Source organism: Pseudomonas sp. OV226, from assembly GCF_003148705.1.
In the GTDB taxonomy this organism is placed as follows: domain Bacteria; phylum Pseudomonadota; class Gammaproteobacteria; order Pseudomonadales; family Pseudomonadaceae; genus Aquipseudomonas.
In genome coordinates, this window is the sequence record NZ_QGGS01000020.1 from 61,071 (window position 1) to 85,518 (window position 24,448).

Sequence of the window (24,448 nt, forward strand, 5' to 3'; positions counted from 1 at the left end):
AGCGTGGGAACGATCAATGCCGGATCAGTTTGTTGTGCAATTCAGCAGTCGCCTGCTGATCCAGCTCCATCCAGAAATGCTGCTTGCCGGCAATCTCCGCCGCCCCCGGCAATCCATCGCGGTACACCAACCGATTACTCGCCAACGCCGGCACTTTCACGCCCGGTAAAAGCGTGCCTGCCAGGTTCAGCGGGTCAACCCCGCACACCGCGATCAAACTGCCGTCATGCGGCCGTCGGCGTACTTCGCGTAGTAACGGGATCGCCTCGGGCAGCGCAAACTGCTCCCCCGCCAGACCACTGACAAACCGCCCGCCACGTATTTCGCCCCGTGCCTCCAGTCGGTGAAATGTGCGCAGCAATTCGCGCCAACTTGGCAGCCAATCCGCCTCACGCTCCAGCAAGCGCCAGAACACCACGCCATAGCGCCGCAGCAAGGTCATGGCGATGTGTTCCAGGGTTTCGTTGGGTGTGGGCGCCGGGCGTTTGTTATCCACAACCGGCGCGGCAGGCCCGCGTCGCAACAGGGTCCAGCGACCGGCATCGTCCATGCCGCCCACAAACGCTCCGCGCCCGCGTCGGCTGCTGCGATTCTGGCGTTTGCTGGCCGGGGTAATCAGCGCCCGCAACCCGGCGAAGCTGTCAGCGTTCACAAGCCCCGCACCGACCAATTCCTGCAAGGCGATTTCCAGTTCCGAGCGCAACAGGTGCGCTTCATGAATCAACTCATCGAAAAACAGCGCGCCATGTTGGCTGAGCGCTTCATAGACCTTTTGCGTCTTGGGCGACAACTCGCTGACCGGTGTCTGCTCGGTCAAGCTGACCCATAACCCGATCTGGCCGCGCGGCAACAACACAATGGGTGTGCTGCGCAGTGCCGTGCTGGCGCCTTTGTTGCGAGCGGTCAGGCGTGTCCAGACGAGTTTTCCGCTTCGGCACAGGTCATCCAGCCAGCCCGGCGAATAGTCTTTGATACGTCCGGGCAACATATCGCTGTCCCAGGCTGACGCAGCGGCCGGGTAGCCTTCGAACTGACTGATGATCGCCGGCAATACGGCACTGCCCTGGCCTTGAGTCGCCGCCGACAGGTGCTGCCAGTCGAACAGAAAACGCATGAAGTCCTGCAACGCCACCGGCTCGATTTCCCGACGTAGACGCTTGACCGTGTAGCGGTGAATTCGTGCCAGCAGATGCCGTTCGCACCATTGCTCCACACTGGCGCCGGGTGTGAAGCGACCGCGCAATACATAGCCTTCGCGTTCCAGTTGGGCCAAGGCCTGGGTGACTTGATTCACTGTCAATCCAAGCGGTTCGGCAATGGCATCGAGCGGTAACGGCCCGAAGGCGCTGAGCCGCGCGCGGATCACTTCAAGCATCGCTTCGTCGGGCTCCCAGACTTCATCGAAGCCGGGTAGCGCTTGCAGTGCCGGCAACAACCTGGCCTGTGGATAAATCGATTTGAAACAGGTGAGTCGCTCCAGTGCCAGCCACAATGATTGCCTGGCGTTGATCCGCAAAAGGCTGGCGCGACCGCTGTCGGCCAAGGCGTTCAGCCAATCGAGCCAGTGCGGATTGGCCTGCGCTTCCGCGTCGGTGATGCACGCCAGGCTCATCAATGCCTCGTGCATCTCATCGATGCCGGAAGGTGTCGGCCAAGCCTCATCGCGCACCGCTTGAATCGCCTCGGCATCCAGCGCGCCGAGGTCGTCAGTGGATTGCGGGTCGGTCCAGCGACGGTTGAGCACCGCTTGCGTGCGGCGTTCTTCCAGCGGCGCATCGTCGAGAAAAGTGTAGGGCCGGGCGCTGAGGATTTCGGCCGCCAAAGGGGAGGGCGCCGGCAAGTCACGGCTGATCAACCGCACATCGCCACGTTCCATGCGCCGCAGCAGCGCCAGCCAGCCGTCACTGTCCATCGCCTCGTGCAGGCAATCGTCGAGGGTTTGCTCCACCAGCGGATGGTCGGGAATTTCGCGCTCGCCGGCGAGGTTTTCCACGCAGGCAATCTGGTCGGGGAAGACGCTGGCAATCAAGTCTTCGCTTTTCATCCGCTGGATCTGCGGCGCGACTTTGCGTCCGCCGCTGTAGCGCGGCAATGCCAGGGCGACGCCGGCATTCCAGCGCCAGCGCACACCGAACAACGGCGCGTCGAGCACTGCTTGAATCAGGATGTGCTCGGCGCTGTTGCTGTGCAGGTAGCGCCAGACATCGTCGAGTTCGAAACTGTGGCTGGTGGACAGCGACAGGACAATGGCGTCTTCGCTGGCGGCGGCCTGCAATTCGAAGTTGAAGGTGCGGCAGAAGCGTTTGCGCAGGGCCAGGCCCCAGGCCCGGTTGATGCGGCTGCCGAACGGCGTGTGGATGATCAGTTGTGTACCGCCGGACTCGTCGAAAAACCGCTCCATCAGCAGCGTGTCTTGTGACGGCAGGGCGCCGAGCGTCAGGCGCGCTCGGGCGAGGTAATCCACCAGTTGCCCGGCGCTGTCGAGGTTGAGGCCGAGGGTGTCGGTCAGCCAGTCGAGGGCCGGTTGCAGATGGCCCTGTGTGGCGCCGAGCAGGTCGTCGAGGTGCGCCTGCAAGCGAGCGACGGCAAAGGACAGTTCGGCGCTGCGACCGGGCGCTTCACCGAGCCAGAACGGAATGGTCGGCGGTTGCCCCTGAGCGTCTTCGACCCGGACCTTGCCAGTGTCGACCCGCAGGATCCGGTAGGAGGTATTGCCCAGCTGGAACACATCCCCGGCAATGCTTTCCACCGCAAAGTCTTCGTTGACGCTGCCGATGTTCAGCCCTTGGGGCTCCAGCAAGACGCTGTAGTCGGCGTTGTCCGGAATAGTCCCGCCACTGGTCACGGCGGTCAGTTTGGCCCCCCGACGACCGCGTAAAGTACGGGTCACGGCGTCGCGATGCAGGTAAGCGCTGCGGATACCCTGACGACCGTTGTAACCCTCGGCAAGCATGTGCAGCAGCGCCTGATAGTGCTTTTCGTCGAGCCCGGCGTAGGGCGAGGCGTTGCGCAACATCTCCAGCAGCGCCTGTTCCGGCCATTCCTGGCAACTGACCTCGGCAATGATTTGCTGGGCGAGCACGTCCAGCGGTGCCTCGGGGATCTGCAACGTATCGAGTTCACCGCGTCGTACACAATCGAGCAGGGCGGCGCATTCGATCAGGTCGTCGCGAGTGGTGGCAAACAAACGGCCCTTGGGCGTACCGCCGACTTGGTGCCCGGAGCGGCCGACCCGTTGCAGAAACCCTGAAATCGAGCGCGGCGAGGCGATTTGGCACACCAGGTCTACGTCGCCAATGTCGATGCCCAATTCCAGCGAAGCGGTGGCGATCAGCACTTGCAGGTCGCCGCGCTTGAGCCGTTGTTCGGCGTCCAGGCGAAACTCTTTGGCCAGGCTGCCGTGGTGGGCGGCGACGGCGTCCTTGCCCAGGCGTTCGCTCAGGTGCCGGCTCAAGCGTTCGGCGAGTCGCCGGGTGTTGACGAAAATCAGTGTGGTCCGGTGTTCGCGGGCGAGGGCGGCGAGGCGGTCATAGACCAGCTCCCACACATCATTGGCCATGACCGCCGATAGCGGCACCGGTGGCACTTCGATGTCCAGGTCCCGTGGACGGGCGTGGCCGATGTCGACGATCTCGCAAGGGCGGTCACGGCCCACCAGAAAACGCGACACCGCTTCGATGGGTTTTTGCGTGGCTGACAGACCAATGCGCACCAGCGGATCTGCGCACAGCGCCTGCAATCGCTCAAGGCTCAAGGCCAGGTGGCTGCCGCGTTTACTGGCGGCGATGGCGTGAATTTCATCGACAATGACCGTGCGCGTGGTGCCGAGCATTTGTCGGCCGGAATCGGAGCCGAGCAGCACGTAAAGGGATTCTGGCGTGGTCACCAGAATGTGCGGTGCGGTCTTGCGCATGGCCGAGCGATCTTTTTGCGGTGTATCGCCGGTGCGCACGGCGGTGTTGATCTGCAAGGGGGGCAGGCCCATCACGCGCAGTTGCTCGGTGATCCCGGCGAGCGGGTCTTGCAGGTTGATCTGGATGTCGTTGGACAACGCCTTGAGCGGCGAGACATAGACCACCAGGGTTTCGTCTGGCAGCCCGTCGTCGGTTTCCAGGCCCCGGTGAACCAGGTCGTCGATGACCGCGAGGAAAGCGGTGAGGGTTTTGCCAGATCCGGTGGGCGCGGCGATCAGGGTCGAGCGGCGCTGACGGATCAACGGCCACGCCCGGGCCTGGGCGGCGGTGACCGTCGGGAAGGTGCTGCTGAACCAGGCGCTGACGGCGGGGTGGAAGCCTGCCAGTGCAGCGTCCGTGGGAATGGGCAGATTCATGGGGTAATTTATGCGGGTGGGGTGGTTCAGATGCAAGTACCATTCAAGCCCTTCGCCGAGCCTGAGGGCCTCATCGCGGGCAAGCCCGCTCCCACAGTGGTTTCTGTTGTTCATAAATTTTGTATTCATAGGAGATCCCTGTGGGAGCGGGCTTGCCCGCGAAGGGGCCATCACCGGCGGCACAAATCCCGGGCATCTACACTTTACGGATGACGGTTGCGCACTAAACCCGCAAAATGCAACGATTCCGGCAACTATCAACGGCATTGCCTGCGGGCATTGTCGATAAAGCCATCGTTCCAATCAGACTGGGCCTGCTGACTCTATGCGAATGCGCCTTATGTTACTGGGCGGCGGAAATGCCCTTGGGCAGGCGCTGATTCGCCTCGGTGCGGAGGAAGACATCGGTTTCCTCGCCCCCCGCCCCCCGCAAGACGGCTGGGATGCCGCGAGCCTGACGCAACTGCTCGACGACACCCGTCCGGACGCGTTGATCAACCTCGCCTACTACTTCGACTGGTTTCAGGCAGAGACGGTCAGCGAAATGCGTCTGGCCGGGCAGGAGCGGTCGATCGAGCGTCTGGCCGAACTGTGCCAGCATCACAACATCGTTCTGCTGCAACCCTCGAGCTATCGTGTGTTTGATGGCTCGCGTGCCACCGCCTACAGCGAAAAAGATGAGCCGGTTCCTCTGGGGCTACGCGGTCAGTCACTGTGGCGCATCGAACAAAGCGTTCGCGCAACCTGTCCACAGCACGTACTGCTGCGTTTTGGCTGGTTGCTCGATGACAGCCCTGACGGCACGCTCGGGCGCTTCCTTGCACGAGCGGAAACGCCTGACGAACTGTTGTTGGCCGACGACCGCCGGGGCAACCCGACTCCGGTCGACGATGCAGCCCGGGTGATCATTTCGGTGCTCAAACAACTCGATTGTGCAGCGCCGCTGTGGGGCACCTATCATTACGCCGGGCATGAGGCGACCACGCCGCTGGCGCTGGGGCAGGCCATCCTGACTGAAGCACGCAGCCTGCATCCGTTGGCCATCGAAGCGCCGACGGCCCAGGCTCACGCCGCGCGACCGGATGCCGCCGAAGAGCCACAACACGCGGTGCTGGCCTGCAAGAAAATTTTGCACACGTTCGGGATCAAGCCCCGCGCCTGGCGCGCGGCACTCCCGGGCTTACTGGACAGGTTTTATCGCCATGGCTGACGGCCCTGTTTTTATCACCGGCGGCGCCGGTTTTATCGGTTCGCACCTGACCGATGCCTTGCTCGCCAAAGGGCATTCGGTGCGCATTCTCGATGACTTGTCCACCGGCAAACGCAGCAACCTGCCGATGGATAACCCCAACCTGGAATTGATTGTCGGTGATGTCGCCGATGCGTCGCTCGTGGCTCAGGCGATGGTCGGTTGCAGCGCTGTGGCGCACTTGGCGGCAGTGGCCTCGGTGCAAGCGTCGGTGGATGATCCGGTGAAGACTCATCAGAGCAACTTCGTCGGCTCGCTGAATGTCTGCGAAGCCATGCGCCAGGCAGGCGTCAAACGCGTGCTGTTCGCTTCCAGCGCGGCGGTCTACGGCAACAATGGCGAAGGTGAATCGATCGATGAGGACACCCCCAAGGCGCCCTTGACGCCCTACGCGTCGGACAAGTTGGCGAGTGAGCACTACTTCGATTTCTACCGCCGCCAGCATGCGCTGGAACCGGTGATTTTCCGCTTCTTCAACATTTTCGGCCCGCGTCAGGACCCGTCCTCGCCGTATTCCGGGGTGATCAGTATTTTCGGCGAGCGGGCGCAAAATGGCCTGCCGATCACTGTTTTCGGTGACGGTGAGCAGACGCGTGATTTCGTTTACGTCGAGGATCTGGTGGACCTGCTGGTGCAAGCCATCGAAATGCCGCAGGTTGAAGTCGGCGCGGTGAATGTCGGCTGGAACCAGGCGACCAGTCTCAAGCAAATGCTCGAAGCCCTTGAGACGGTGGTGGGCCAGCTGCCCCCCGTGAGCTTTGGCCCGGCACGTTCCGGTGACATCCGTCATTCGCGAGCGAGTAACCGGCGTTTGCTGGAGCGTTTTGTCGTACCCGGGCAAACACCGATGAGTGTTGGATTGGCCCGGTTGCTGGGACGATAGCCAATAGAAAAGGCGCCTGTTAAGGCGCCTTTTTTGTTGCTGATCGTTCCCACGCAGAGCATGGGAGCGATCGATTCACCACCACGTGAATGTACCTTTAGAACTTGTAGCCCAGGCCTACCATGTAGACGAACGGGTCTACATCCACGTCGACCTTGGCCCGAGTGCCCGGCGCAATCCCGTTGTTTTCCACGGTCGCAGTGGTGTCGATGTCGATGTAGCGCACCTGGGCGTTGAGCAAGATGTTGTCGGTGATCATGTAATCGGCGCCGACCTGGAACGCCATGCCCCAGGAGTTATCCGCTTCGAAGTTGCTGAAGCCCTTGGCCTGCGCTTCGCTGCCGACGTGTTCGTCGTAGATCACGGTGTAGTTGATACCGGCGCCGAGATACGGCTGGAAAGCGGACTTCGGGTCCAGCGGGTAGTACACGACGCTCAAGGTCGGTGGCAGGTGTTTCAGAGTGCCGAGTTTACCGTTGGCCGCTGAGCCCAGGGCAGTGCCTTTGAGTTTCACGTCATGCTCGAACGGAGTGGCCGCCAACAGCTCGATCCCCCAGTGGCTGTCCAGCATGTAGGCAAAGTTCAGGCCCAGTTGCGTGTCGCTGTCCATGGTGGCCTTGCCACCCAGGTTGGTACCGGCCAACGGGCCCTGGTCGACCTTGACGCTGGAGCTGTCGGCTTTAGGGTTGACGGTGATTGCACCGGCACGAATCAGGATATCGCCTGCCTCGAAGGCGTGGGCGAGCGGGGCGGCGAGCGCGAGGGTAATCAGCGAGGCACTGAGCAAAGACTTGTGCATGGGAGGCTCCAAAGGACGTTAAAAATTTTTGATGTCCAATGGTACAAAGCTGCCTGATACGGTCTTTTGATTCAGCTCAATGAAACTGTGATGACCGGGTTTTGTGGTGAATTTGATAGCCCCATCGCGGTCATGTCGAATCGTCGCACCCTTGTGAGTGACTCAGAATTACCGGATTCATTCGGGCAATTCATACACATAAATCTTGTCCGCTTCCATCTGATACCCGGCATCCGCCAGCTCACTGGTCGACGCCTTGACCTGCATCGCGCCCTCGATCCAGTACGGCTGATACAGCTCATCAAGCTTCACGCCGACTTCGCTTTTTACATGCACGATCTGGTTTGACGGTGGTGGCGGCACATGGATGCAGGCGCCGAAATACGGCACCAGCAAAAACTCGGTGGTACGCCCGTCTTCACCGACTTCCAGCGGCACGATGTAGCCCGGCAGGCGAATGTTCTGGCCATCAAGGCTGCTCACCACCGGCGCATTGGGCATGTCCTGCTTGGCGGCGGGCGCTGACTCGGCAGACAGCGTGCTGCTCATCTGCGACAAGTCGTGCAGCGGCGTCATGTTCGGCACTTCCGGCGCGGCGTCCGGCGGGATCATTTCCGACCAGGTCAGGTCTTTCGGCTCGGCCGCCCACAGGGGCAGGGCGACCAGCATCAGCAGCGCAAGCAAGGCGCGGGGCATGTTCAACGTCCTCATAGTCGGATCGACAGGCCATCGGCCAACGATTGGCGATACGCGCGCCAGGCCGGCACGCTGCCCATCAACAAAGCGGCGATCAGGATGCCACCGAGCAGCGTCCATTCATACTCGCTCGGCCACGCCAGCGGCAGGTACAAACCGTAATTGGCTTGCACGTAACCCTGGGCGGCGGCGATGCACACATACAGCAGCGCCACGCCGGCAATCACCCCGGACAGCGCCAAGGCAAAGGCCTCAAGCACCAGCAAGGTCGCGATGTGCCAGGGCCGGGCGCCGACTGAGCGCAGAATCGCCATCTCGCGGCGACGTTCATTCAGGCTGGTGAGAATCGCCGTGAGCATGCCGATCAACCCGGTCAGCACCACGAACAGTGAAACCACGAACAAGGCTTTTTCCGCCGTGCTCATCAAACTCCACAGCTCTTGAAGCGCCACGCCGGGCAGGATCGCCAGCATCGGTTCACCACGGAATTCGTTGATTTCACGTTGCAACGCAAAGGTCGAAATCTTGCTGTTGAGGCCGAGCATGAACGCGGTGATCGCTTGCGGCGTGAGGTCCATGTTGCGTGCCTGATCGGCACTGATTCGGCCTTTTCCTTGTGCCGGCACGCCGTTGTGCCAGTCGACATGGATCGCCTCCATGCCGCCAAGGCTGATGTGCAACGTGCGGTCCACGGGCGTGCCGGTGCGTTTGAGGATGCCGACCACGGTGAACGGTTTGTCGTCGTGCTTGACCAGGCTGATCACCGCCACGCCGTGGGCCAACACCAGTTTGTCGCCGAGTTTGTAGTGCAGCGCATCCGCGACTTCGGCGCCGAGTACTACTTCAAACGGGTCGGTGGCGAAAGCGCGGCCGTCGGCCAGTTCCAGGTGTTGCTGATGGCCGTACTGGTAATGCTCGAAGTACGCCTCGGTGGTGCCCATCACCCGGTAGCCGCGATGGGAGTCGCCGAGGGACATTGGAATCGCCCACTTCACTTTCGGGTTGTTGGCGAAGTGTTCGAAGCTGTCCCAGCGAATATTGTTGGTGGCATTGCCGATGCGAAACACCGAGTAGAGCAACAGGTTCACCGAACCGGAGCGTGCGCCGACGATCAGGTCGGTGCCGCTGATGGTGCTGGCAAAACTGGCTTTGGCTTCGGTGCGCACGCGCTCCACGGCCAACAGCAGGCACACCGACAGGGCGATGGCGAACGCGGTGAGTATCGCGGTGAAGCGCCGGTTAGCCAGACTGGCCATGGCAAGACGAAACAAATACATCTCAGACCTCTGCAGGCGTGGCGGCGCGATTGAGTTCGGCCAGCGACAGGTTGCGATCAAACAGCGGTGCCAGGCTCTGGTCGTGGCTGACAAACAACAGGCTAGAGCCGGCTTCACGGCATTCGGCGAACAACAGGCGAATGAAGTTTTCCCGAGCGTCGTAGTCCAGGGCTGATGTCGGTTCGTCGGCGATGACCAGTTCCGGCTGGCCGATCAGCGCTCGCGCGGCGGCCACTCGTTGCTGTTGGCCGATGGACAGCGAATCGGCGCGTCGGCTGAGGATGCTTTCGTCCTTCAAACCCAAATGGGCGAGCAGGGTGGCCGCCGCCTGATCGACACTGCCGTGGCGCTGTTTCGCCCGTTCGGCGCGCAACCTGGAGAAGTGGCAGGGCAGTTCGACGTTTTCGCGAACCGACAGGAAGGGCAGCAAATTGAATTGCTGAAAGATGTACCCGGTGTGATCGACGCGGAAACGGTCGCGTGCGCCGGCACCCAGTTCGGTCAATTCCTGTCCGAGCAGCCGAATGCTCCCGCGATCAGGTTTCTGCACGCCGCCGAGCAGGCCGAGCAGGGTGGTTTTACCACTGCCGCTGGGGCCTTTGAGGAACAGGGTTTCGCCAGGCTCCAGGCGAAACGCCGGGATGTCCAGCAACGGCGGGTGACCGGGCCAGCTGAAGCCCAGGTCGGACAGTTCGATGAGTGCTTGGGTCATAGCGCCGATTTCATGGGTGTTGATGACCTGTAGGAGCATGGCTTGCCCGCGATGAACGATGACGCGGTCTAATCGAAACCTGCGACGTCTTTATCGCGGGCAAGCCTTGCTCCTACAGGATCGGGGTGGATTCAGTATTTCAGGGCAGCAGTCTTGGCGGTCACTTCGACGCCTTGCTGGCCGCTCGGGCTGATCAGTTGTACCTGAATTTTCTGGGTCGCCGGGAACGTGTTGAAAATAGTTGCCAGGTCGAGGTTCTTCAGTGCACCCGGAGCTGCGCAGGTGAATTGGTAATGAGCGTGGATCTCGCTGTGGTCGTGATGATGTTCATGACCGTCCTTGTCCGTTTCATCTTCGTCGTGATCATCATCGGCGTCAGGTTTGTCGCCGAACAACGGGCTTTCCAGTTCCTGCATGGCGACTACGCAACCGGCGGCTTTCGGCAGATTGAACAGCGCCAGCGGTTTCTCCAATTGTGCCCGGGCCGCAGCGACCTTGGCTTTATCGGCGTCGGTGGTGGCCGCGTGTTCGAAGCCCACCAGGTTCATCGCCGGGCTTTCCAGTTCAAGCTCCAGGGTCTGGCCGTCCAGCGCCGCGTTCAAGCGCGCGACACCATGTTCGTGAGCGCCAAGGCTGCCGTGCTCGTGATCATGCTCCTCGGCGGCGTGGGCGGCGGCCAATGGCAACAAGGCAAACGGCAAAGCGAGCAGCAGACGGTGCATGGTGGGTCTCCGGCAGTAAGATGAATAATTTGTTATGTAATCTTATAACGTAAGCGTGGAGAGTTTGACCGCCTGCTTGGCGTTGCACAAGTCCCATGGGAGCATGCAAGTCAGAAATGTGCAGGAGCAGACTCATGTTGCGAATACGCGGAAGCATCGGCGACTGGCCGGTGGATTTGACGCTGGAGATGGATGACGGTGATTGGGCGCGGCTCGGTGCGCAGTTGCAGGTGAGCAAGCCCGAGGCTAGCGCGGCTGCGGCCAAACCACTGAATCAGGATGATGCGCTGTGGCAGATCGCCAAGGACTTGTTGCGCAAGGCCGGACAAATGAGCGGGCCGGATTTGCTCGAGCAACTGGAAGGGCTGACCGGTAGTGCGGCGTCGGGCAAACGCCTGTTGGTGCGCTTGCGCCATAGTGCCGATGTGAAGGTGTCGAGCGGCGGGGATACGCCGCTCTACAGCTGGCAAGCGCCAGGTAGGAGCTGAGCTTGCTCGCGATGGCGATATTTAGGGCGCCATCGCCGGCAAGCCGTGCTCCTACAAGGTGACTTAATACAGCGCGGCAAACAGTTTGCGACGGTACGTAGTCACCAGCGGGTGGTCATTGCCCAGCAGTTCGAACACTTGCAGCAAGGTCTTGTGCGGCAAGCCTTCGCTGTAGCTGCGATTGCGGATGAACAGCTTGAGCAACGCATCCAGGGCCGCTTCGTACTGCTGGCGAGCCAATTGCTGAACCGCCAGCTGATACACGGCTTCATCATCCAGCGGGTTTTTCGCCAGCCGTGCTTTCAGGTCCGCCGCATCCGGCAGGTCCTTGGCCTGGCCGAGAAACTGGATCTGCGCCTTGGCGCCGGCCAGGGCCGCTTTGTGTTCATCGCTCTTGACCGCGTCGAGCACGGTTTGCGCTTCACCCAACTCGCCACGCTCGGTGAGGCAGCGGGCGTAGAGGATCAGTGCTTTGGCATTGGTGTTGTCTTCGCCCAGCAGCACTTTGAGCACGGCTTCGGCGTCGGCGAAACGACTGTCATCGAACAAGGCCTGAGCCTGCTCGAACGGGTCGGAGGCGGCCGGAGGCGGCATTTGTACGTGAGGCTCAAGCATCGTGCGCACGGCGGATTCCGGTTGCGCACCGGCAAAACCGTCAACCGGTTGGCCATCCTTGAACAGCACCACGGTCGGCAGGCTGCGAATACCGAAACGGGCAACGATGTCTTGTTCCAGGTCGCAGTTGACTTTGGCCAGCAGCAACTCGCCCTGATAGCTTTCGGCGATGGTCTGCAGCATCGGCATCAGCACTTTGCAGGGCGCACACCATTCGGCCCAGAAATCCACCAGCACCGGTTTGTGGAAGGAGTTCTCGATCACCGACTGGTCGAAATCGGCAGTCGTGGCGTCGAAGATGTACGGCGTTTCCTGACTCATGGGGGATCTCGTAAAAGCGTGAATGTGGCAACTATAAGGCTAGGTACGCCGCGCGTGGTAGAGGCTCACATGCCGAAACTCTTCGGGTTCGGCCAGATCCGGCAGGGTCATCGCTTCCAGCATCTCGATGCGTTGATACAACGGGTGACGGAAATCCCTGACACGCGAGTCGGCCACCAGCGCCTCATTGCCGCGCGTTAAAAACTCATCGAGCAAGGGCAAATTCGCCCGGTCGTACAGCACGTCCGCTACCAGAATCAGATCGAACCGGTCGGCCTCGGCGAAAAAATCTGCCGAATAGTTGAGCTGTACGTCATTGAGTTCGGCATTCGCCCGGCACGCGGCAATGGCCAGCGGATCGAGATCACAGGCCACAACTTCGAGGGCGCCGGCTTTCACCGCGGCAATTCCCGCGATACCCGAACCCGCGCCGAAGTCCAGTACCCGCTTGCCTTTGACCCACTCGGGGAATTCGACGAGATAGCGCGCCACCGCCAGGCCGCTGGCCCAGCAGAAACTCCAGTACGGCGGCTCATGCAGAATCCGTCGGGTTTCTTCAGGGCTGAACGCACGGTCCATGTTGTCGCCGTCGATTAGCCAGAGCTTCAGGTCGGTATCGGGCAATGCAACAGGGACAAGGTGCGCATCACCCAGCAGTTCACCCAAGGCCTGTTGCAGGTCGAGCGGTGCAATCATGGTGCTTTGACAAATTGCAGCTGACCCAGTGCCTGTGTCGTTGGCTGCGAAATGACCTGCGACGGCAGATGCAAAATCAGCTGGCCGGACTGGCTGGCGCGGCCGCGCAGTTCAACGCGAGCACCGCTCGGGAAGGAGTCCGGGTTGAAGCGTAGATGAAACGGCAACACTTGATTGGTGCCGATCAGGCTGGAACTGGCGAGCAATTGCTGCGGGCGATCTTTCTCGTCGATCACCAGCAACGCCAGTTCGACTTCGGCGCCGGCCGGCACGCCTTGCAGGGTGCCGCTCAACTCACGTTGATACGCCGGCAGCGGTCCGAGGTTGGCCGACTCCTGCGCTTTTTTCTGCGCAGCTTGCGGTGCCGGGCCGGGTGTCGGTGGCTGGGGCTTGGGCGCATCGCTGCCGCAGGCCACCAGCAGGCTGAAAAGACTGAGCAAAACGAGCGGTCTTAAGGACATTTATGGCTCCAGCAAGATGAAATCCACGGATCAAGCGCTATAGCCGACTGTATACCGCAAACCCTATGGCTTGTCTTGCCACCGGGATGCGCTACCATGGCCCTCCCTTTTTTTGTTGCCTGCCACCATGCACTGTCCCTTCTGCGGTGCCAACGACACCAAGGTCATCGACTCGCGTCTGGTCGCCGAGGGCGAACAGGTGCGCCGCCGGCGTGAATGCCTGGCCTGCGGCGAGCGTTTCACGACGTTTGAGACCGCCGAACTGGTGTTGCCGCGCCTGATCAAAACCGACGGCAGTCGCCAGCCGTTCGACGAAGAAAAACTGCGTGCCGGCATGCAGCGAGCGCTGGAGAAGCGCCCGGTGAGTGTCGAGCGCCTCGAATCGTCGCTGGTGCACATCAAACACAAACTGCGCGCCACTGGCGAACGCGAGGTCAAATCCCTCGTGGTCGGTGAGCTGGTGATGGCCGAGCTGCAAAAGCTCGACGAAGTCGCCTATATCCGCTTCGCTTCGGTGTATCGCCGCTTCCAGGACCTCAACGAGTTCCGCGAAGAGATCGATCGCCTGGCCCGTGAGCCGGTGAAAGAATGAGCACACCCGCCGAACTCGCCATCCTCGACGCCCATTACATGGCCCGCGCGCTGGAACTGGCGCGCAAAGGTCATTACACGACGCATCCCAACCCGCGGGTCGGCTGTGTGATTGTGCGTGACGGGCAGATTGTCGGTGAAGGCTGGCATGAGCGCGCCGGTGAGCCTCACGCCGAAGTCCACGCCTTGCGCGCCGCCGGTGAATTGGCCCGGGGCGCCACGGCCTACGTGACACTTGAGCCTTGCAGCCATCACGGCCGCACGCCGCCCTGCGCCGATGCGCTGGTGACTGCCGGGGTTGCCCGTGTGGTCGCGGCGATGCAGGACCCGAACCCGGACGTCGCCGGTCGCGGTCTGCAACGTCTGGCCCAAGCCGGTATCGCCGCCGAAAGCGGCGTGCTGGAAGGCGAAGCGCGCAAGCTCAACGAAGGCTTCCTTAAGCGCATGGAACACGGCTTGCCGTTCGTGCGGGTCAAGTTGGCCATGAGCCTGGACGGTCGCACGGCGATGGAAAGCGGCGAGAGCCAGTGGATCACCGGCCCCGCCGCGCGTTCGGCGGTGCAGCGGCTGCGTGCCCAGGCCAGCGTGGTGCTGACCGGCGCCGACACGGTACTGGCGGACAACGCCCGTCTGACCGTGCGCGCTGACGAGTTGGGCCTGGATGCGCAGCAAACCGCGTTGGCCATGAGCCGTCCGCCGCTGCGCGTATTGATCGATGGTCGCCTGCGGGTGCCGCTGGATGCGCCGTTCTTCAAGGCCGGCCCGGCGCTGGTCGCCACCTGCGTGGCAGTGGAAGAACAGTACGCCAACGGCCCGGAATGCCTGATCGTGCCCGGCTACGATGGTCAGGTCGATCTGCGGCAATTGCTGGTCGAGCTCGCCGCCCGTGGCGTCAATGAGGTGTTGGTCGAAGCCGGCCCGCGCCTGGCGGGCGCATTCGCTCAGCAAGGCCTGGTGGATGAGTTCCAGATTTTCATCGCCGGCAAGTTTCTGGGTTCTTCGGCGCGACCGCTGCTCGACTGGCCGCTCGCGCAAATGAAGGATGCGCCCGAGCTTAAAATCACCGAAATTCGCGCGGTTGGCGATGACTGGCGGGTCACAGCCATTCCTTCGCCAGCCGCGAGCGTATAATTCCTGGCCGCAGCCTAGCGACGGCTTTGTTCTCGAGGAGGACTCCATGTTTACCGGCATTATCGAATCCATCGGCAGTATTCGTGCATTGACCCCAAAAGGCGGAGATGTGCGGGTCCACGTAGAAACCGGCAAGCTCGACCTGAGCGACGTCAAGCTGGGTGACAGCATCGCGGTCAACGGCGTGTGCCTGACGGCGGTTGAACTGCCGGGCAACGGCTTTGCCGCCGACGTCAGCCGCGAAACCCTCGACTGCACCGCCATGAACGACCTTAAAAGCGGCAGCCCGGTGAACCTGGAAAAAGCCCTGACCCCGACCACTCGCCTCGGCGGGCATCTGGTCAGCGGTCACGTCGATGGCGTGGGTGAAGTGGTTGCCCGCACCGAAAACGCGCGTGCCGTGGAATTCCGCATCCGTGCGCCGAAAGAACTGGCCAAGTACATCGCCCATAAAGGCTCGATCACCGTCGACGGCACCAGCCTGACCGTGAACGCGGTCGATGGCGCCGAATTTATGCTGACGATCATCCCGCATACCCTGAGCGAAACCATCATGGCGTCGTACCAGCCAGGTCGCCGGGTGAATCTGGAAGTCGACTTGCTGGCCCGTTACCTGGAGCGCCTGCTGTTGGGCGACAAGGCCGCCGAGCCGAGCTCTTCGCAAAAGCCTGGCAGCACCATTACCGAAAGCTTTCTGGCCGCCAACGGCTACCTCAAATCCTGACTCAAGGGGGTGCCTTGTGGCGCTCAATAGCATCGAAGAACTGGTTGAAGACATCCGCCAAGGCAAGATGGTCATCCTCATGGATGACGAAGACCGCGAGAACGAAGGCGACCTGATCATGGCCGCCGAGTGCTGCAAGCCCGAGCACATCAATTTCATGGCCAAGCACGCCCGTGGCTTGATCTGCATGCCGATGAGCCGCGAGCGTTGCGAGCTGCTGAAGCTGCCGCTGATGGCGCCACGCAATGGTTCCGGTTTCGGCACCAAGTTCACCGTCTCCATCGAAGCCGCCGAAGGCGTGACCACCGGCATCTCCGCTGCCGATCGTGCGCGCACCGTGCAAGCCGCTGCCGCCAAAGACGCCAAGGCTGAAGACATCGTCAGCCCGGGTCACATCTTCCCGCTGATGGCCCAGGCCGGCGGCACCCTCGCTCGCGCAGGCCACACTGAAGCGGCCTGTGACCTGGCGCGCATGGCCGGTTTCGAGCCGAGCGGCGTGATCTGCGAAGTGATGAACGACGACGGCACCATGTCCCGTCGTGCTGAACTTGAAGCGTTCGCCGCTGAACACGACATCAAGATCGGCACCATCGCCGACCTGATCCACTACCGGATGATCCACGAACGTACCGTTCAGCGGATTGCCGAGCAGCCACTGGACAGCGAACTGGGCCAATTCAACCTGGTGACCTATCGTGATTCCGTGGAAGGCGACGTGCACATGGCACTGACCCTGGGCACTGTCTGCGCCGAAGAACCAACGCTGGTTCGGGTGCACAACATGGACCCCCTGCGCGACCTGTTGATGGTCAAGCAGCCGGGCCGCTGGAGCCTGCGCGCCGCCATGGCCGCGGTTGCCGAGGCTGGCAGCGGCGTGGTGCTGTTGCTCGGTCACCCGCTGGATGGCGACGTGTTGCTGGCGCACATCCGCGAAACCGCTGACCAGGCGGCGGTGAAAAAACCGACCACCTACAGCATCGTCGGTGCCGGTTCGCAGATCCTTCGGGACCTGGGCGTGCGCAAAATGCGTCTGATGAGTGCGCCAATGAAATTTAATGCGATATCCGGTTTCGATCTGGAAGTTGTAGAATACGTGCCCTCCGAATAATGACCGGTTATTTCCAGTCCTTGATTCGCGGTTAACACATCACTGAGGGACGCGTAGAAAACGCGTCCCGGCTCTTTAAGAGATCTAACGAATGACCCTGAAGACCATCGAAGGTACCTTCATCGCCCCTAAAGGCCGCTACGCTTTGGTAGTGGGCCGTTTCAACAGCTTCGTCGTTGAAAGTCTGGTCAGCGGTGCAGTGGATGCCCTGGTTCGCCACGGCGTAAGCGAAAGCGACATCACCATCATCCGCGCTCCTGGCGCCTTCGAAATTCCGCTGGTTGCGCAGAAAGTCGCTCAGAAGGGCGAATACGCGGCAATCATCGCCCTGGGCGCGGTCATTCGTGGCGGTACTCCGCACTTCGAATACGTGGCGGGCGAATGCACCAAGGGCCTGGCCCAGGTGTCCATGGAATTTGGCGTTCCAGTCGCGTTCGGCGTGCTGACCGTTGATTCCATCGAACAAGCCATCGAACGTTCCGGCACCAAAGCCGGTAACAAAGGTGCCGAAGCTGCCCTGTCCGCTCTGGAAATGGTCAGCCTGCTGGCGCAGTTGGAGGCCAAGTGATTAGCGACGAAAGCGATCGTTTCAACCCGCGCGATCCAAAGCCTGCGGATGCCGGCAAGCCATCGAAAAGCGTCAAGCGTCGCGAAGCCCGTCAGCTCGCAACTCAGGCGCTGTACCAATGGCACATGGCCAAGCAGTCGTTGAACGAGATCGAAGCGCAGTTTCGGGTCGATAACGATTTCAGTGATGTCGACGGTGCCTACTTCCGTGAAATCCTCCACGGGGTTCCGGCACAGAAGGACAAGATCGATGCGGCGCTCAAGCCTTGCCTCGACCTGACCATCGAAGAACTGGACCCGGTTGAACTGGCGGTATTGCGCCTGTCCACCTGGGAACTGCTCGAGCGCGTCGACGTGCCGTACCGCGTTGTGATCAACGAAGGTATCGAACTGGCAAAAGTCTTCGGTTCCACCGACGGCCACAAGTTCGTCAACGGTGTACTCGACAAGCTGGCCCCACGTCTGCGTGAAGCTGAAGTCAAGGCGTTCAAGCGCTAATTAGCGCTTGGGTCTGCGATGGGCGAGTTTGAGCTGATCCGCAATTTCTTCGCCGCCGCGCCTTGTGCGCAGGGCGGCGAAGGCGTTGCCCTTGGAATCGGCGATGACTGCGCCTTGCTGGCTGTTCCCCCCGGGGAGCAGTTGGCGATTTCTACCGATACGCTGGTGGCCGGTGTACATTTCGCCGACCCTTGCGATCCGTTTCTGCTCGGTCAGCGCTCGCTGGCCGTAGCGGTCAGCGATCTGGCCGCCATGGGCGCCACCCCCGTTGCCTTTACCCTTGCCCTGACCTTGCCGACGGTGACCGCCGATTGGCTGCAAGCCTATGCCCGTGGTTTGAACCTGATGGCGCAAGGCTGCGGCGTGGCGCTGGTGGGCGGCGATACCACCCGTGGGCCGCTGAGCCTGACCATGACCGTGTTTGGCCGTGTGCCGGTCGGTCAGGCGCTGACCCGCAGTGGCGCGAAGCCGGGCGATTTGTTGTGCGTCGGTGGCGAGTTGGGCAATGCGGCCGGGGCACTTCCTCTGGTGCTTGGCCAGCGGATGACCGAGACGGCCATTGCCGAGCCATTGCTGGCGCACTACTGGGCGCCACAACCGCAACTCGCGTTGGGCCAGGCGTTGCGTGGCAAGGCGACATCGGCGCTCGATATCTCCGACGGCTTGCTCGCCGATTGCGGGCATATTGCGCTCGCCTCGCAGGTCGGCATTCAGGTCGAGCGTAGTAAGTTGCCTTTGTCGAAGGCATTGGTCGCCTTCCTCGGCCAGTCCGATGCTGAAATGGCTGCCCTGAGTGGCGGCGACGATTACGTGCTGGCCTTTACCCTGCCGTCCGTCGAATTGCCTGCCTTGCTGACCGATGGCTGGCCAATCCATGTGATCGGGCGCGTTGTGTCGGGGCAGGGCGTGCAACTGCTGGACGCCGCAGGACAAGACATCACCCCGCAAACCCGGGGCTATCAACATTTTCGGGAGACACCGTGACAGATCATCCCAAACAGGTCCCGGCGGAGTTCGTACCGCCATCGGTCTGGCGCAATCCCTGGCACTTCCTGGCGTTCGGCTTCGGCTCGGGCACCCTGCCAAAAGCACCGGGCACCTGGGGTTCGTTGGTTGCGCTACCTTTTATTCCGTTGTGGCAGATGCTGCCCGATTGGGGTTACTGGCTGATGCTCGGCATCACCATGCTGTTCGGCTTCTGGCTGTGCGGCAAAGTAGCCGACGATTTGCGAGTGCACGACCACGAGGGCATCGTCTGGGACGAAATGGTCGGGATGTGGATCACCCTGTGGCTGGTGCCGGAAGGTTGGTACTGGTTGCTGGCGGGTTTCCTGATGTTTCGCTTCTTCGACATTCTCAAGCCCTGGCCGATTCGCTGGATCGACCGGCATGTGCATGGCGGCGTCGGGATCATGCTCGACGACGTGTTGGCAGGCGTATTTGCCTGGTTGGCGATGCAAGGGCTGGTACGGATGTTCGCCTGATGGGCGAAGAGAGGGTTCAGGATGGCTCTGCGCGGGTTGGTGGTGATGTTTTTCGCCCTGTTTTGCTCGCTTGCACAGGCGGGGGACGAGCCGCCGACCGTGATTCATCTGGCCAGCGAAGAATGGGAAGACTACACCGCTGCTGACGGGCATGGCCTTGGCTGGGACGTGTTGCGGGCTATCTTCGAGCCGGCCGGGGTCAAGCTGGACATCCGCATTGAACCTTATACCCGCGCCGTGGGCCTGACCCAGCGCGGTGACGTGGATGCCTGTGTCGGCGCGTATCACAATGACGTCAGCGACCTGCTATATCCGCGCTGGAATTACGATACCGATCACATCTATGCCCTGGGCCTGGCCAGTCATCCTGTGCCGACCCCGCAGACCCTCGGCAACTATCGACTGGCCTGGGTCCGCGGTTACGAGTACCAGAATTACCTGCCCAACGTGCGTCGCTATAACGAGGTCATTCGGCGCACCGGCATTTTGTCGATGCTGATTCACGACCGTGCCGACTTTTACATCGATGCGCTGACCGAGATCGATTACGTCCTCAAGCGGGCCAAAGATCCCTCCCTGTTCCGTCGCACGCCTATCGCAGAATTGCCGCTTTACCTGTGCTTCGCCAATACGCCCAGGGCTCGTACGTTGATGGAGTTGTTTGACCAGCGCATGGATACGCTGGTGAAAAGCGGTCAGTTGAAGCCGATCTTCGAGCGCTGGAAACAGCCTTACCCCTTTGACGCGAACTGAACACATGTAGCCGCTGGCGAAGCCTGCGTTCGGCGGCGCAGCCGTCGTAAATTCAGGTGGCGCGGTGTATCAGACTGATCGAGTGTGCAGGTTTCACGACGGCTGCGCCGCCGAACGCAGGCTTCGCCAGCTGCTACAGGGGATCTGCACGCCGGGCGTCAGGCGTCTGAGATCTAACATTTTGATCGTTATGTCCCATAATTCAGCCTAAGCGTCTGTAGGAACCTGCTGTTACAATGCCGCGTCTGCGAATCTCCAGTAATTATGATCAGGAGCACACCGGTGCCTGTCGTTTTTGTCGCCGCTTCCAAGCTGCCAACGCCTTTTGCGCAATTCACCATGCATGGCTTTCTCGATGAAGCCACTGGCCGCGAGCATGTCGTGCTGAGCCTGGGTGATTTCGCCGACGGTGCCCCGGTACTCGGCCGGCTGCACTCCGAGTGCCTGACGGGCGATGCCTTGTTCAGCCAGCGTTGCGACTGCGGTTCGCAACTTGAAGCCGCCTTGCAGGCCATCGCCCGTGAAGGCCGTGGCGTATTGCTGTATTTGCGCCAGGAAGGCCGTGGCATTGGCCTGCTGAACAAGATCCGCGCCTATGAGTTGCAGGACGGCGGTGCCGACACCGTTGAAGCCAACGAGCGTCTGGGCTTTGCCGCCGACCAGCGCGACTACGCCATGTGCCTGCCGATGCTTGAGCACCTGGGGGTGAAGTCCGTGCGCCTGATGACCAACAACCCACGCAAGGTCAAAGCCTTGACCGACATGGGCATCGTGGTGGCCGAGCGCGTGCCGCTGCACACCGGCCATAACCCGCACAACAAACTTTACCTGGCCACCAAGGCCAGCAAGCTCGACCACATGATGGGCAACGAGCATCAGGGCGAGGCGGATCGGGCGTGACCCGCGGTCAGGTTCGGCGTCGACTGTCGTTCAATTGGTGGCAATACCTGGCGTTGGCCTTGTTGCCGCTGTTCGTGATCAACGGTGTGTTTGGCCAGGGCGAGGCCATCCTGCCGGTGCTGGCGATGCCATTGTTCATCGCCGGTGTCGCCTCGATGTTTGTCAGCCTGAAGTTTTTCGGTGGCTACAAGCACGCGCTGATCGCCACTCAAAAAGCCCTCGACACCCCTGAAGAGCCCGCTGCCTGGATCGCCCTGGCCGCCAAGCGGCGTACCGCGTTCCTGGCGGCTGCATTGCCCGCCTGGATTGGCGCGCTGGCGGTATTCGTCGGCCTCGAAGCCGTGCCATTGGTGTTGCTGGCACTGTCGACCACGGTGTTGTTCTACCTCTACCGTATTCCGCGTCAACTCGGCTGATGTTGCGCTATTGGCTGGCGGTTTTGCTGCTGGCCGTCAGCGGTTCGGCGGCTGCCGTCGAACGAGTCGTCAGTCTGGCGCCGTCCCTCTCTGAAATCGTTGTCGAACTGGGATCAGCCGACCTGCTGGTCGGTGTCCTGGATGCCGGTGAGCGTCCCGCTGAACTCAAAGACCTGCCTTCGGTGGGCCGCTACGGTCAGTTGGATATGGAGCGCTTGCTCAGTCTCAAACCCGATTTGCTGTTGCTCTGGCCGGGCAGCGTTGGCCCGGCCCAGCGCGAGCAGCTCAAGCGATTGAACATCCCCACCTACGTCGCCGAACCGCATTCGCTGGAACAACTGACGACGCAGATTGAAGCCATTGCCAAGCAACTGGACCGCCCGGAACGTGGACGTTCATTGGCTACCGATTTGCACCAGCGGCTGGAAGCATTGCGTCTGCGCTATCGGCGAGACACGCCATTGCGGGTGTTCTATCAGGTGTGGGACCGGCCGTTGTACACCGTTGGTGGCGGGCAGATCATCAGCGATGCGCTGGCGGTCTGCGGCGCCCGCAACGTGTTTGCCGACCTGACATTGCCGGCACCGCAGGTCAGTGTCGAAGCGGTGTTGCAGCGTGATCCCGAGGTGATTCTGGCCAGTGATCAGGCGCAGTTGGATGCGTGGAAGGCGTGGTCGCAGGTCGCGGCGGTGAAGCAGGGGCAATTGTTGCTGGTAACGGACAAAGGCCTGGAGCGGCCGAGTGGACAAATGATCGAAGCGACGGCCAAGCTGTGCCAGTTGATCGCACCATCACGCTGATCGTTCCCGCGTTCTGCGTTGATCGTTCCCACGCTCTGCGTTGATCGTTCCCACGCTCTGCGTGGGAATGCCGCCATGGACGCTCTGCGTCCGCTTCTGAGGCTGTGACGCAGAGCGTCACAGGATGTATTCCCACGCGGAGCGTGGGAACGATCAGGTGATCAGGTTAAATTGCCGGTGTCCAGGTCACCCCGAACATCAATGCCCGACCCTCTTCGCGGTACCCATACTGATTGCTGTCGTGGCTGTACAAGGCCCGGCTGTAGCCTTTGTCCAGCAGGTTATCGACCTTCAGCTCAAGCTTGATCTCACGATCGAGTTCCCAACTGCTGCGCAATCCGAGCAACGCATACCCACCCAACGGCTGCTCATTGTTCAAGTCGTCGTAGCTGCTGCTGACGGCTTGCCAACTGGCACCGAGACCGAGGCGATCAAACTGTCGATCCAGGTCCAGACTCAACGTCCGTCGTGCCCGGCGAGCCAAGGTGTGGCCGGTGTCGCGATCGCGAGGGTCGATGATTGCGACGCCAAGGTTGCTCTGCCAGCCGAACAACTCCTGTTTCAACGCAGCTTCAAACCCGTTGATCCGTGCTGAAGCGACGTTCTCTGGCCGAGAGTTGCTGCCGAAAATAATCGCGTCTTCGAGGTCCGTGCGGTATAGCGACGCTTCCAGTCGACTGGTTTCAGTCAACTGGCTGCGCCATTGCAGTTCATAGCTTTTCGACGTTTCAGGTTTCAGGTCCGGGTTGCTGAAATCCGGGTAGTACAAGTCATTGAACGTCGGCGCACGAAAGCCTTCGCTGTAGCTCAGCAGTACGTCGTTATCCGGGTTCAGCGGCAAAGTGAAGGTGCCGCTCCAGCTGTTCTGACTCCCAAACTGCTGGTTCTCGTCGTGGCGCAGGCCCAGCTCAGTGGAAAAACTGTCCGCACGGTAGTGATGCTGGAAAAATGCCGCGCGGTTCCAGCGACTGTCTTCATCGAAGGCCGTGCTGCTGTTGACCCGGTCTTCGTACCAGTCGCCGCCCAGGAGCAGGTTGTTACGGTCGTTGAGCGTCAGGTCGTTCTGCCAGTTCACCGAGTCGCGGTAGGTGTTGAATACGCTGCGTTCATCGCTGAGCTTGTCTGAGGTTTTCTCGCGGTTTTCGCTATGGCCGAATTCGAGGCGGGTTTTCCAGGCGTCGTTGACCCGTGCATCGACGTAACTGCTGACGCTGCTCACGTCGAAATCGCTGGAAGGCTGCTGCTGGACCGACTCGAAAGTGGTGGTGTCGAAGCGGCCAAACGGGTTGTCGAACTCGCTTTTGCCCCGGTTATCCAAGACGTTGGCGCCGATTTCGAGATCGTCGGTGAGCGCGTGGCTCACGCTGAAACTGACCGATTGATTGCGGTACTCATCGTGATCGCCATCACTGGGAAACGACTGCTGCGTGCGATTGATCCCGGCGGTTTCATTGAGGCTGGCACCGAGATTGAAGCGGGTTTTCTCATCGCCGCCGGACAGCCCGAGGCTGCGTTCCCAGGTCTGGTAACTGCCAAATCCCACGTGCATCCGCGGTTGCAGGCCTTGCTCGTCACCACGGCGGGTGAAGATCTGAATCACCCCGCCGATAGCGTCGCTGCCATAAATCACCGAACGGGAGCCGCGCAGCACTTCCACGCGCTCGACCTGTTCGATGTTGATGTGCTGCAGGTTGCTGTCGCCCGACGTCGAATTGCCGATGCGCTGACCGTCCACCAGCACCAGACTTTGCGCCGACTGAGTGCCGCGAATGTAAACCCCCGGCAGACTGCCGCGCCCGCCGGTTTGCGCAACTTGCACACCCGGCACCCGGCTGAGCAGGTCGGTGATGCTGTTCGGCTGCAGGCGGTCGATGTCTTCGCGGGTGAATACCGTGTTGGCGGCGCTGCTGTCGTTGCGCGCTTCAACCTGACGGTTGGCAGTGATCAGAACGTCCGGCAGCTTCAGGGCTTGATCGCGTTCGAAGGTATCGGCCAGCAACTGGCCGGCCGGCAGCAGGGTCAGCGTCAGGGCGAGGGGGGAGAGTTTCATTGGCAATCCGTTGGCTCGTTCTAGCGAACACAATTTTGATAGGTCCACAAAACACTGTGGGAGCGGCGGTGCGGCGATCCGACTTGCCCGCGAAGGCGTCGGCACAATCAACATTGAAGTTGGATGTGCCGGCCTTTTCGCGGGCAAGTCGGATCGCCGCACCGCCGCTCCCACAGG

Annotated in this window: 25 protein-coding genes; 15 read left to right on the forward strand and 10 right to left on the reverse strand. The window is 61.4% G+C overall.

Annotated features, from left to right (window positions below; translation table 11 throughout):
- Positions 1 to 13 precede the first annotated feature (13 nt).
- On the reverse strand, positions 14 to 4,330 hold the full coding sequence (locus tag C7534_RS24685) for an Lhr family helicase (protein ID WP_109787323.1): 4,317 nt from the start codon (positions 4,328 to 4,330) through the stop codon (positions 14 to 16).
- 325 nt (positions 4,331 to 4,655) lie between these two features.
- Between C7534_RS24685 and C7534_RS24690 the strand changes: the two genes are divergently transcribed.
- Both C7534_RS24690 and C7534_RS24695 read left to right on the forward strand, forming a co-directional pair.
- Entirely contained in the window at positions 4,656 to 5,540 is an 885-nt protein-coding gene (locus C7534_RS24690; RefSeq protein WP_077431185.1) for a sugar nucleotide-binding protein, read from the forward strand.
- Entirely contained in the window at positions 5,533 to 6,462 is a 930-nt protein-coding gene (locus C7534_RS24695) for an NAD-dependent epimerase/dehydratase family protein (RefSeq protein ID WP_109787324.1), read from the forward strand. The genes C7534_RS24690 and C7534_RS24695 overlap by 8 nt, the downstream gene beginning before the upstream one ends.
- Positions 6,463 to 6,559: 97 nt before the next feature.
- On the opposite strand, the gene C7534_RS24700 is transcribed toward C7534_RS24695, so the two are convergent.
- From C7534_RS24700 to C7534_RS24720, 5 genes are all read right to left on the reverse strand, one after another.
- Positions 6,560 to 7,261 carry an OmpW/AlkL family protein gene (locus C7534_RS24700; RefSeq protein ID WP_109787325.1) on the reverse strand — a complete coding sequence of 234 codons (702 nt, stop codon included), beginning with the start codon at positions 7,259 to 7,261 and terminating at the stop codon, positions 6,560 to 6,562.
- 177 nt (positions 7,262 to 7,438) lie between these two features.
- On the reverse strand, positions 7,439 to 7,957 hold the full coding sequence (locus tag C7534_RS24705; RefSeq protein WP_109787326.1) for a DUF3299 domain-containing protein: 519 nt from the start codon (positions 7,955 to 7,957) through the stop codon (positions 7,439 to 7,441).
- A gap of 11 nt (positions 7,958 to 7,968) precedes the next feature.
- Positions 7,969 to 9,234 carry an ABC transporter permease gene (locus C7534_RS24710; RefSeq protein ID WP_077431186.1) on the reverse strand — a complete coding sequence of 422 codons (1,266 nt, stop codon included), beginning with the start codon at positions 9,232 to 9,234 and terminating at the stop codon, positions 7,969 to 7,971.
- 1 nt (position 9,235) lies between these two features.
- Positions 9,236 to 9,946 (reverse strand): ABC transporter ATP-binding protein, encoded by a 711-nt coding sequence (locus C7534_RS24715; protein WP_046028882.1) that lies wholly within the window; start codon positions 9,944 to 9,946, stop codon positions 9,236 to 9,238.
- 131 nt (positions 9,947 to 10,077) lie between these two features.
- Entirely contained in the window at positions 10,078 to 10,668 is a 591-nt protein-coding gene (locus tag C7534_RS24720; RefSeq protein ID WP_109787327.1) for a DUF2796 domain-containing protein, read from the reverse strand.
- Between the two features lie 134 nt (positions 10,669 to 10,802).
- Between C7534_RS24720 and C7534_RS24725 the strand changes: the two genes are divergently transcribed.
- Positions 10,803 to 11,156 carry a hypothetical protein gene (locus C7534_RS24725; RefSeq protein ID WP_109787328.1) on the forward strand — a complete coding sequence of 118 codons (354 nt, stop codon included), beginning with the start codon at positions 10,803 to 10,805 and terminating at the stop codon, positions 11,154 to 11,156.
- Positions 11,157 to 11,219: 63 nt separating this feature from the next.
- Here the strand turns inward: C7534_RS24725 and trxA are convergent, their stop codons facing one another.
- The 3 genes from trxA to C7534_RS24740 are packed head-to-tail and all read right to left on the reverse strand — an operon-like array spanning position 11,220 to position 13,249.
- Positions 11,220 to 12,092, reverse strand: coding sequence for a thioredoxin (gene trxA / locus C7534_RS24730; protein WP_109787329.1), 873 nt, complete (start codon positions 12,090 to 12,092; stop codon positions 11,220 to 11,222).
- A 39-nt stretch (positions 12,093 to 12,131) separates the two neighbouring features.
- Positions 12,132 to 12,788, reverse strand: a complete 657-nt coding sequence (locus C7534_RS24735; RefSeq protein ID WP_109787330.1) for a class I SAM-dependent methyltransferase — start codon at positions 12,786 to 12,788, stop codon at positions 12,132 to 12,134.
- Positions 12,785 to 13,249 (reverse strand): YbaY family lipoprotein, encoded by a 465-nt coding sequence (locus tag C7534_RS24740; protein WP_046028791.1) that lies wholly within the window; start codon positions 13,247 to 13,249, stop codon positions 12,785 to 12,787. Before C7534_RS24740 ends, C7534_RS24735 begins: the two co-directional genes overlap by 4 nt.
- A 127-nt stretch (positions 13,250 to 13,376) precedes the next feature.
- Here C7534_RS24740 and nrdR point away from each other — a divergent pair, with 127 nt between their 5' ends.
- From nrdR to C7534_RS24800, 12 genes are all read left to right on the forward strand, one after another.
- The gene (gene nrdR, locus C7534_RS24745) at positions 13,377 to 13,841 is read left to right on the forward strand and encodes a transcriptional regulator NrdR (protein WP_003228656.1); all 465 of its coding nucleotides are present in this window, start codon (positions 13,377 to 13,379) and stop codon (positions 13,839 to 13,841) included.
- Positions 13,838 to 14,971, forward strand: coding sequence for a bifunctional diaminohydroxyphosphoribosylaminopyrimidine deaminase/5-amino-6-(5-phosphoribosylamino)uracil reductase RibD (gene ribD / locus C7534_RS24750; RefSeq protein WP_046028789.1), 1,134 nt, complete (start codon positions 13,838 to 13,840; stop codon positions 14,969 to 14,971). The genes nrdR and ribD overlap by 4 nt, the downstream gene beginning before the upstream one ends.
- 46 nt (positions 14,972 to 15,017) lie before the next feature.
- Positions 15,018 to 15,695 carry a riboflavin synthase gene (locus C7534_RS24755; protein ID WP_109787331.1) on the forward strand — a complete coding sequence of 226 codons (678 nt, stop codon included), beginning with the start codon at positions 15,018 to 15,020 and terminating at the stop codon, positions 15,693 to 15,695.
- A 16-nt stretch (positions 15,696 to 15,711) separates the two neighbouring features.
- Positions 15,712 to 16,803, forward strand: coding sequence for a bifunctional 3,4-dihydroxy-2-butanone-4-phosphate synthase/GTP cyclohydrolase II (gene ribBA, locus C7534_RS24760; protein ID WP_007944233.1), 1,092 nt, complete (start codon positions 15,712 to 15,714; stop codon positions 16,801 to 16,803).
- A gap of 91 nt (positions 16,804 to 16,894) precedes the next feature.
- Positions 16,895 to 17,371 carry a 6,7-dimethyl-8-ribityllumazine synthase gene (gene ribH / locus C7534_RS24765; protein ID WP_003185938.1) on the forward strand — a complete coding sequence of 159 codons (477 nt, stop codon included), beginning with the start codon at positions 16,895 to 16,897 and terminating at the stop codon, positions 17,369 to 17,371.
- A complete protein-coding gene (gene nusB, locus C7534_RS24770; RefSeq protein ID WP_008033741.1) occupies positions 17,368 to 17,868 on the forward strand; it encodes a transcription antitermination factor NusB in 501 nt (166 codons plus the stop codon). Before ribH ends, nusB begins: the two co-directional genes overlap by 4 nt.
- An 18-nt stretch (positions 17,869 to 17,886) precedes the next feature.
- Complete coding sequence (thiL, locus tag C7534_RS24775) at positions 17,887 to 18,852, forward strand: thiamine-phosphate kinase (protein WP_109787332.1); 966 nt, start codon at positions 17,887 to 17,889, stop codon at positions 18,850 to 18,852.
- Positions 18,849 to 19,352, forward strand: a complete 504-nt coding sequence (locus tag C7534_RS24780; RefSeq protein WP_109787333.1) for a phosphatidylglycerophosphatase A family protein — start codon at positions 18,849 to 18,851, stop codon at positions 19,350 to 19,352. Before thiL ends, C7534_RS24780 begins: the two co-directional genes overlap by 4 nt.
- Before the next feature lie 21 nt (positions 19,353 to 19,373).
- A complete protein-coding gene (locus C7534_RS24785; protein ID WP_109787334.1) occupies positions 19,374 to 20,105 on the forward strand; it encodes a substrate-binding periplasmic protein in 732 nt (243 codons plus the stop codon).
- Positions 20,106 to 20,387: 282 nt separating this feature from the next.
- Entirely contained in the window at positions 20,388 to 21,005 is a 618-nt protein-coding gene (gene ribA / locus C7534_RS24790; protein WP_046028778.1) for a GTP cyclohydrolase II, read from the forward strand.
- The gene (locus C7534_RS24795) at positions 21,002 to 21,421 is read left to right on the forward strand and encodes a hypothetical protein (RefSeq protein WP_046028775.1); all 420 of its coding nucleotides are present in this window, start codon (positions 21,002 to 21,004) and stop codon (positions 21,419 to 21,421) included. The genes ribA and C7534_RS24795 overlap by 4 nt, the downstream gene beginning before the upstream one ends.
- The gene (locus tag C7534_RS24800; RefSeq protein WP_109787335.1) at positions 21,421 to 22,221 is read left to right on the forward strand and encodes a cobalamin-binding protein; all 801 of its coding nucleotides are present in this window, start codon (positions 21,421 to 21,423) and stop codon (positions 22,219 to 22,221) included. Before C7534_RS24795 ends, C7534_RS24800 begins: the two co-directional genes overlap by 1 nt.
- Before the next feature lie 166 nt (positions 22,222 to 22,387).
- Here C7534_RS24800 and C7534_RS24805 read toward each other — a convergent pair whose 3' ends face one another.
- On the reverse strand, positions 22,388 to 24,271 hold the full coding sequence (locus tag C7534_RS24805; protein WP_077431190.1) for a TonB-dependent receptor domain-containing protein: 1,884 nt from the start codon (positions 24,269 to 24,271) through the stop codon (positions 22,388 to 22,390).
- Positions 24,272 to 24,448: the final 177 nt, after the last annotated feature.

Excerpts from the sequence above, each read along its gene's own strand:
- C7534_RS24800 (WP_109787335.1), top strand. The coding sequence starts at position 21,421 with ATGTTGCGCTATTGGCTGGCGGTTTTGCTGCTGGCCGTCAGCGGTTCG.
- C7534_RS24755 (WP_109787331.1), top strand. The coding sequence starts at position 15,018 with ATGTTTACCGGCATTATCGAATCCATCGGCAGTATTCGTGCATTGACC.
- ribH (WP_003185938.1), top strand. The coding sequence starts at position 16,895 with ATGACCCTGAAGACCATCGAAGGTACCTTCATCGCCCCTAAAGGCCGC.
- C7534_RS24700 (WP_109787325.1), bottom strand. The coding sequence starts at position 7,261 with ATGCACAAGTCTTTGCTCAGTGCCTCGCTGATTACCCTCGCGCTCGCC.
- C7534_RS24785 (WP_109787334.1), top strand. The coding sequence starts at position 19,374 with ATGGCTCTGCGCGGGTTGGTGGTGATGTTTTTCGCCCTGTTTTGCTCG.
- C7534_RS24705 (WP_109787326.1), bottom strand. The coding sequence starts at position 7,957 with ATGCCCCGCGCCTTGCTTGCGCTGCTGATGCTGGTCGCCCTGCCCCTG.
- C7534_RS24725 (WP_109787328.1), top strand. The coding sequence starts at position 10,803 with ATGTTGCGAATACGCGGAAGCATCGGCGACTGGCCGGTGGATTTGACG.
- C7534_RS24715 (WP_046028882.1), bottom strand. The coding sequence starts at position 9,946 with ATGACCCAAGCACTCATCGAACTGTCCGACCTGGGCTTCAGCTGGCCC.
- C7534_RS24740 (WP_046028791.1), bottom strand. The coding sequence starts at position 13,249 with ATGTCCTTAAGACCGCTCGTTTTGCTCAGTCTTTTCAGCCTGCTGGTG.
- C7534_RS24720 (WP_109787327.1), bottom strand. The coding sequence starts at position 10,668 with ATGCACCGTCTGCTGCTCGCTTTGCCGTTTGCCTTGTTGCCATTGGCC.
- nrdR (WP_003228656.1), top strand. The coding sequence starts at position 13,377 with ATGCACTGTCCCTTCTGCGGTGCCAACGACACCAAGGTCATCGACTCG.
- C7534_RS24710 (WP_077431186.1), bottom strand. The coding sequence starts at position 9,234 with ATGTATTTGTTTCGTCTTGCCATGGCCAGTCTGGCTAACCGGCGCTTC.
- C7534_RS24805 (WP_077431190.1), bottom strand. The coding sequence starts at position 24,271 with ATGAAACTCTCCCCCCTCGCCCTGACGCTGACCCTGCTGCCGGCCGGC.
- C7534_RS24735 (WP_109787330.1), bottom strand. The coding sequence starts at position 12,788 with ATGATTGCACCGCTCGACCTGCAACAGGCCTTGGGTGAACTGCTGGGT.
- C7534_RS24685 (WP_109787323.1), bottom strand. The coding sequence starts at position 4,330 with ATGAATCTGCCCATTCCCACGGACGCTGCACTGGCAGGCTTCCACCCC.
- thiL (WP_109787332.1), top strand. The coding sequence starts at position 17,887 with ATGGGCGAGTTTGAGCTGATCCGCAATTTCTTCGCCGCCGCGCCTTGT.
- trxA (WP_109787329.1), bottom strand. The coding sequence starts at position 12,092 with ATGAGTCAGGAAACGCCGTACATCTTCGACGCCACGACTGCCGATTTC.
- C7534_RS24695 (WP_109787324.1), top strand. The coding sequence starts at position 5,533 with ATGGCTGACGGCCCTGTTTTTATCACCGGCGGCGCCGGTTTTATCGGT.
- C7534_RS24690 (WP_077431185.1), top strand. The coding sequence starts at position 4,656 with ATGCGAATGCGCCTTATGTTACTGGGCGGCGGAAATGCCCTTGGGCAG.
- ribD (WP_046028789.1), top strand. The coding sequence starts at position 13,838 with ATGAGCACACCCGCCGAACTCGCCATCCTCGACGCCCATTACATGGCC.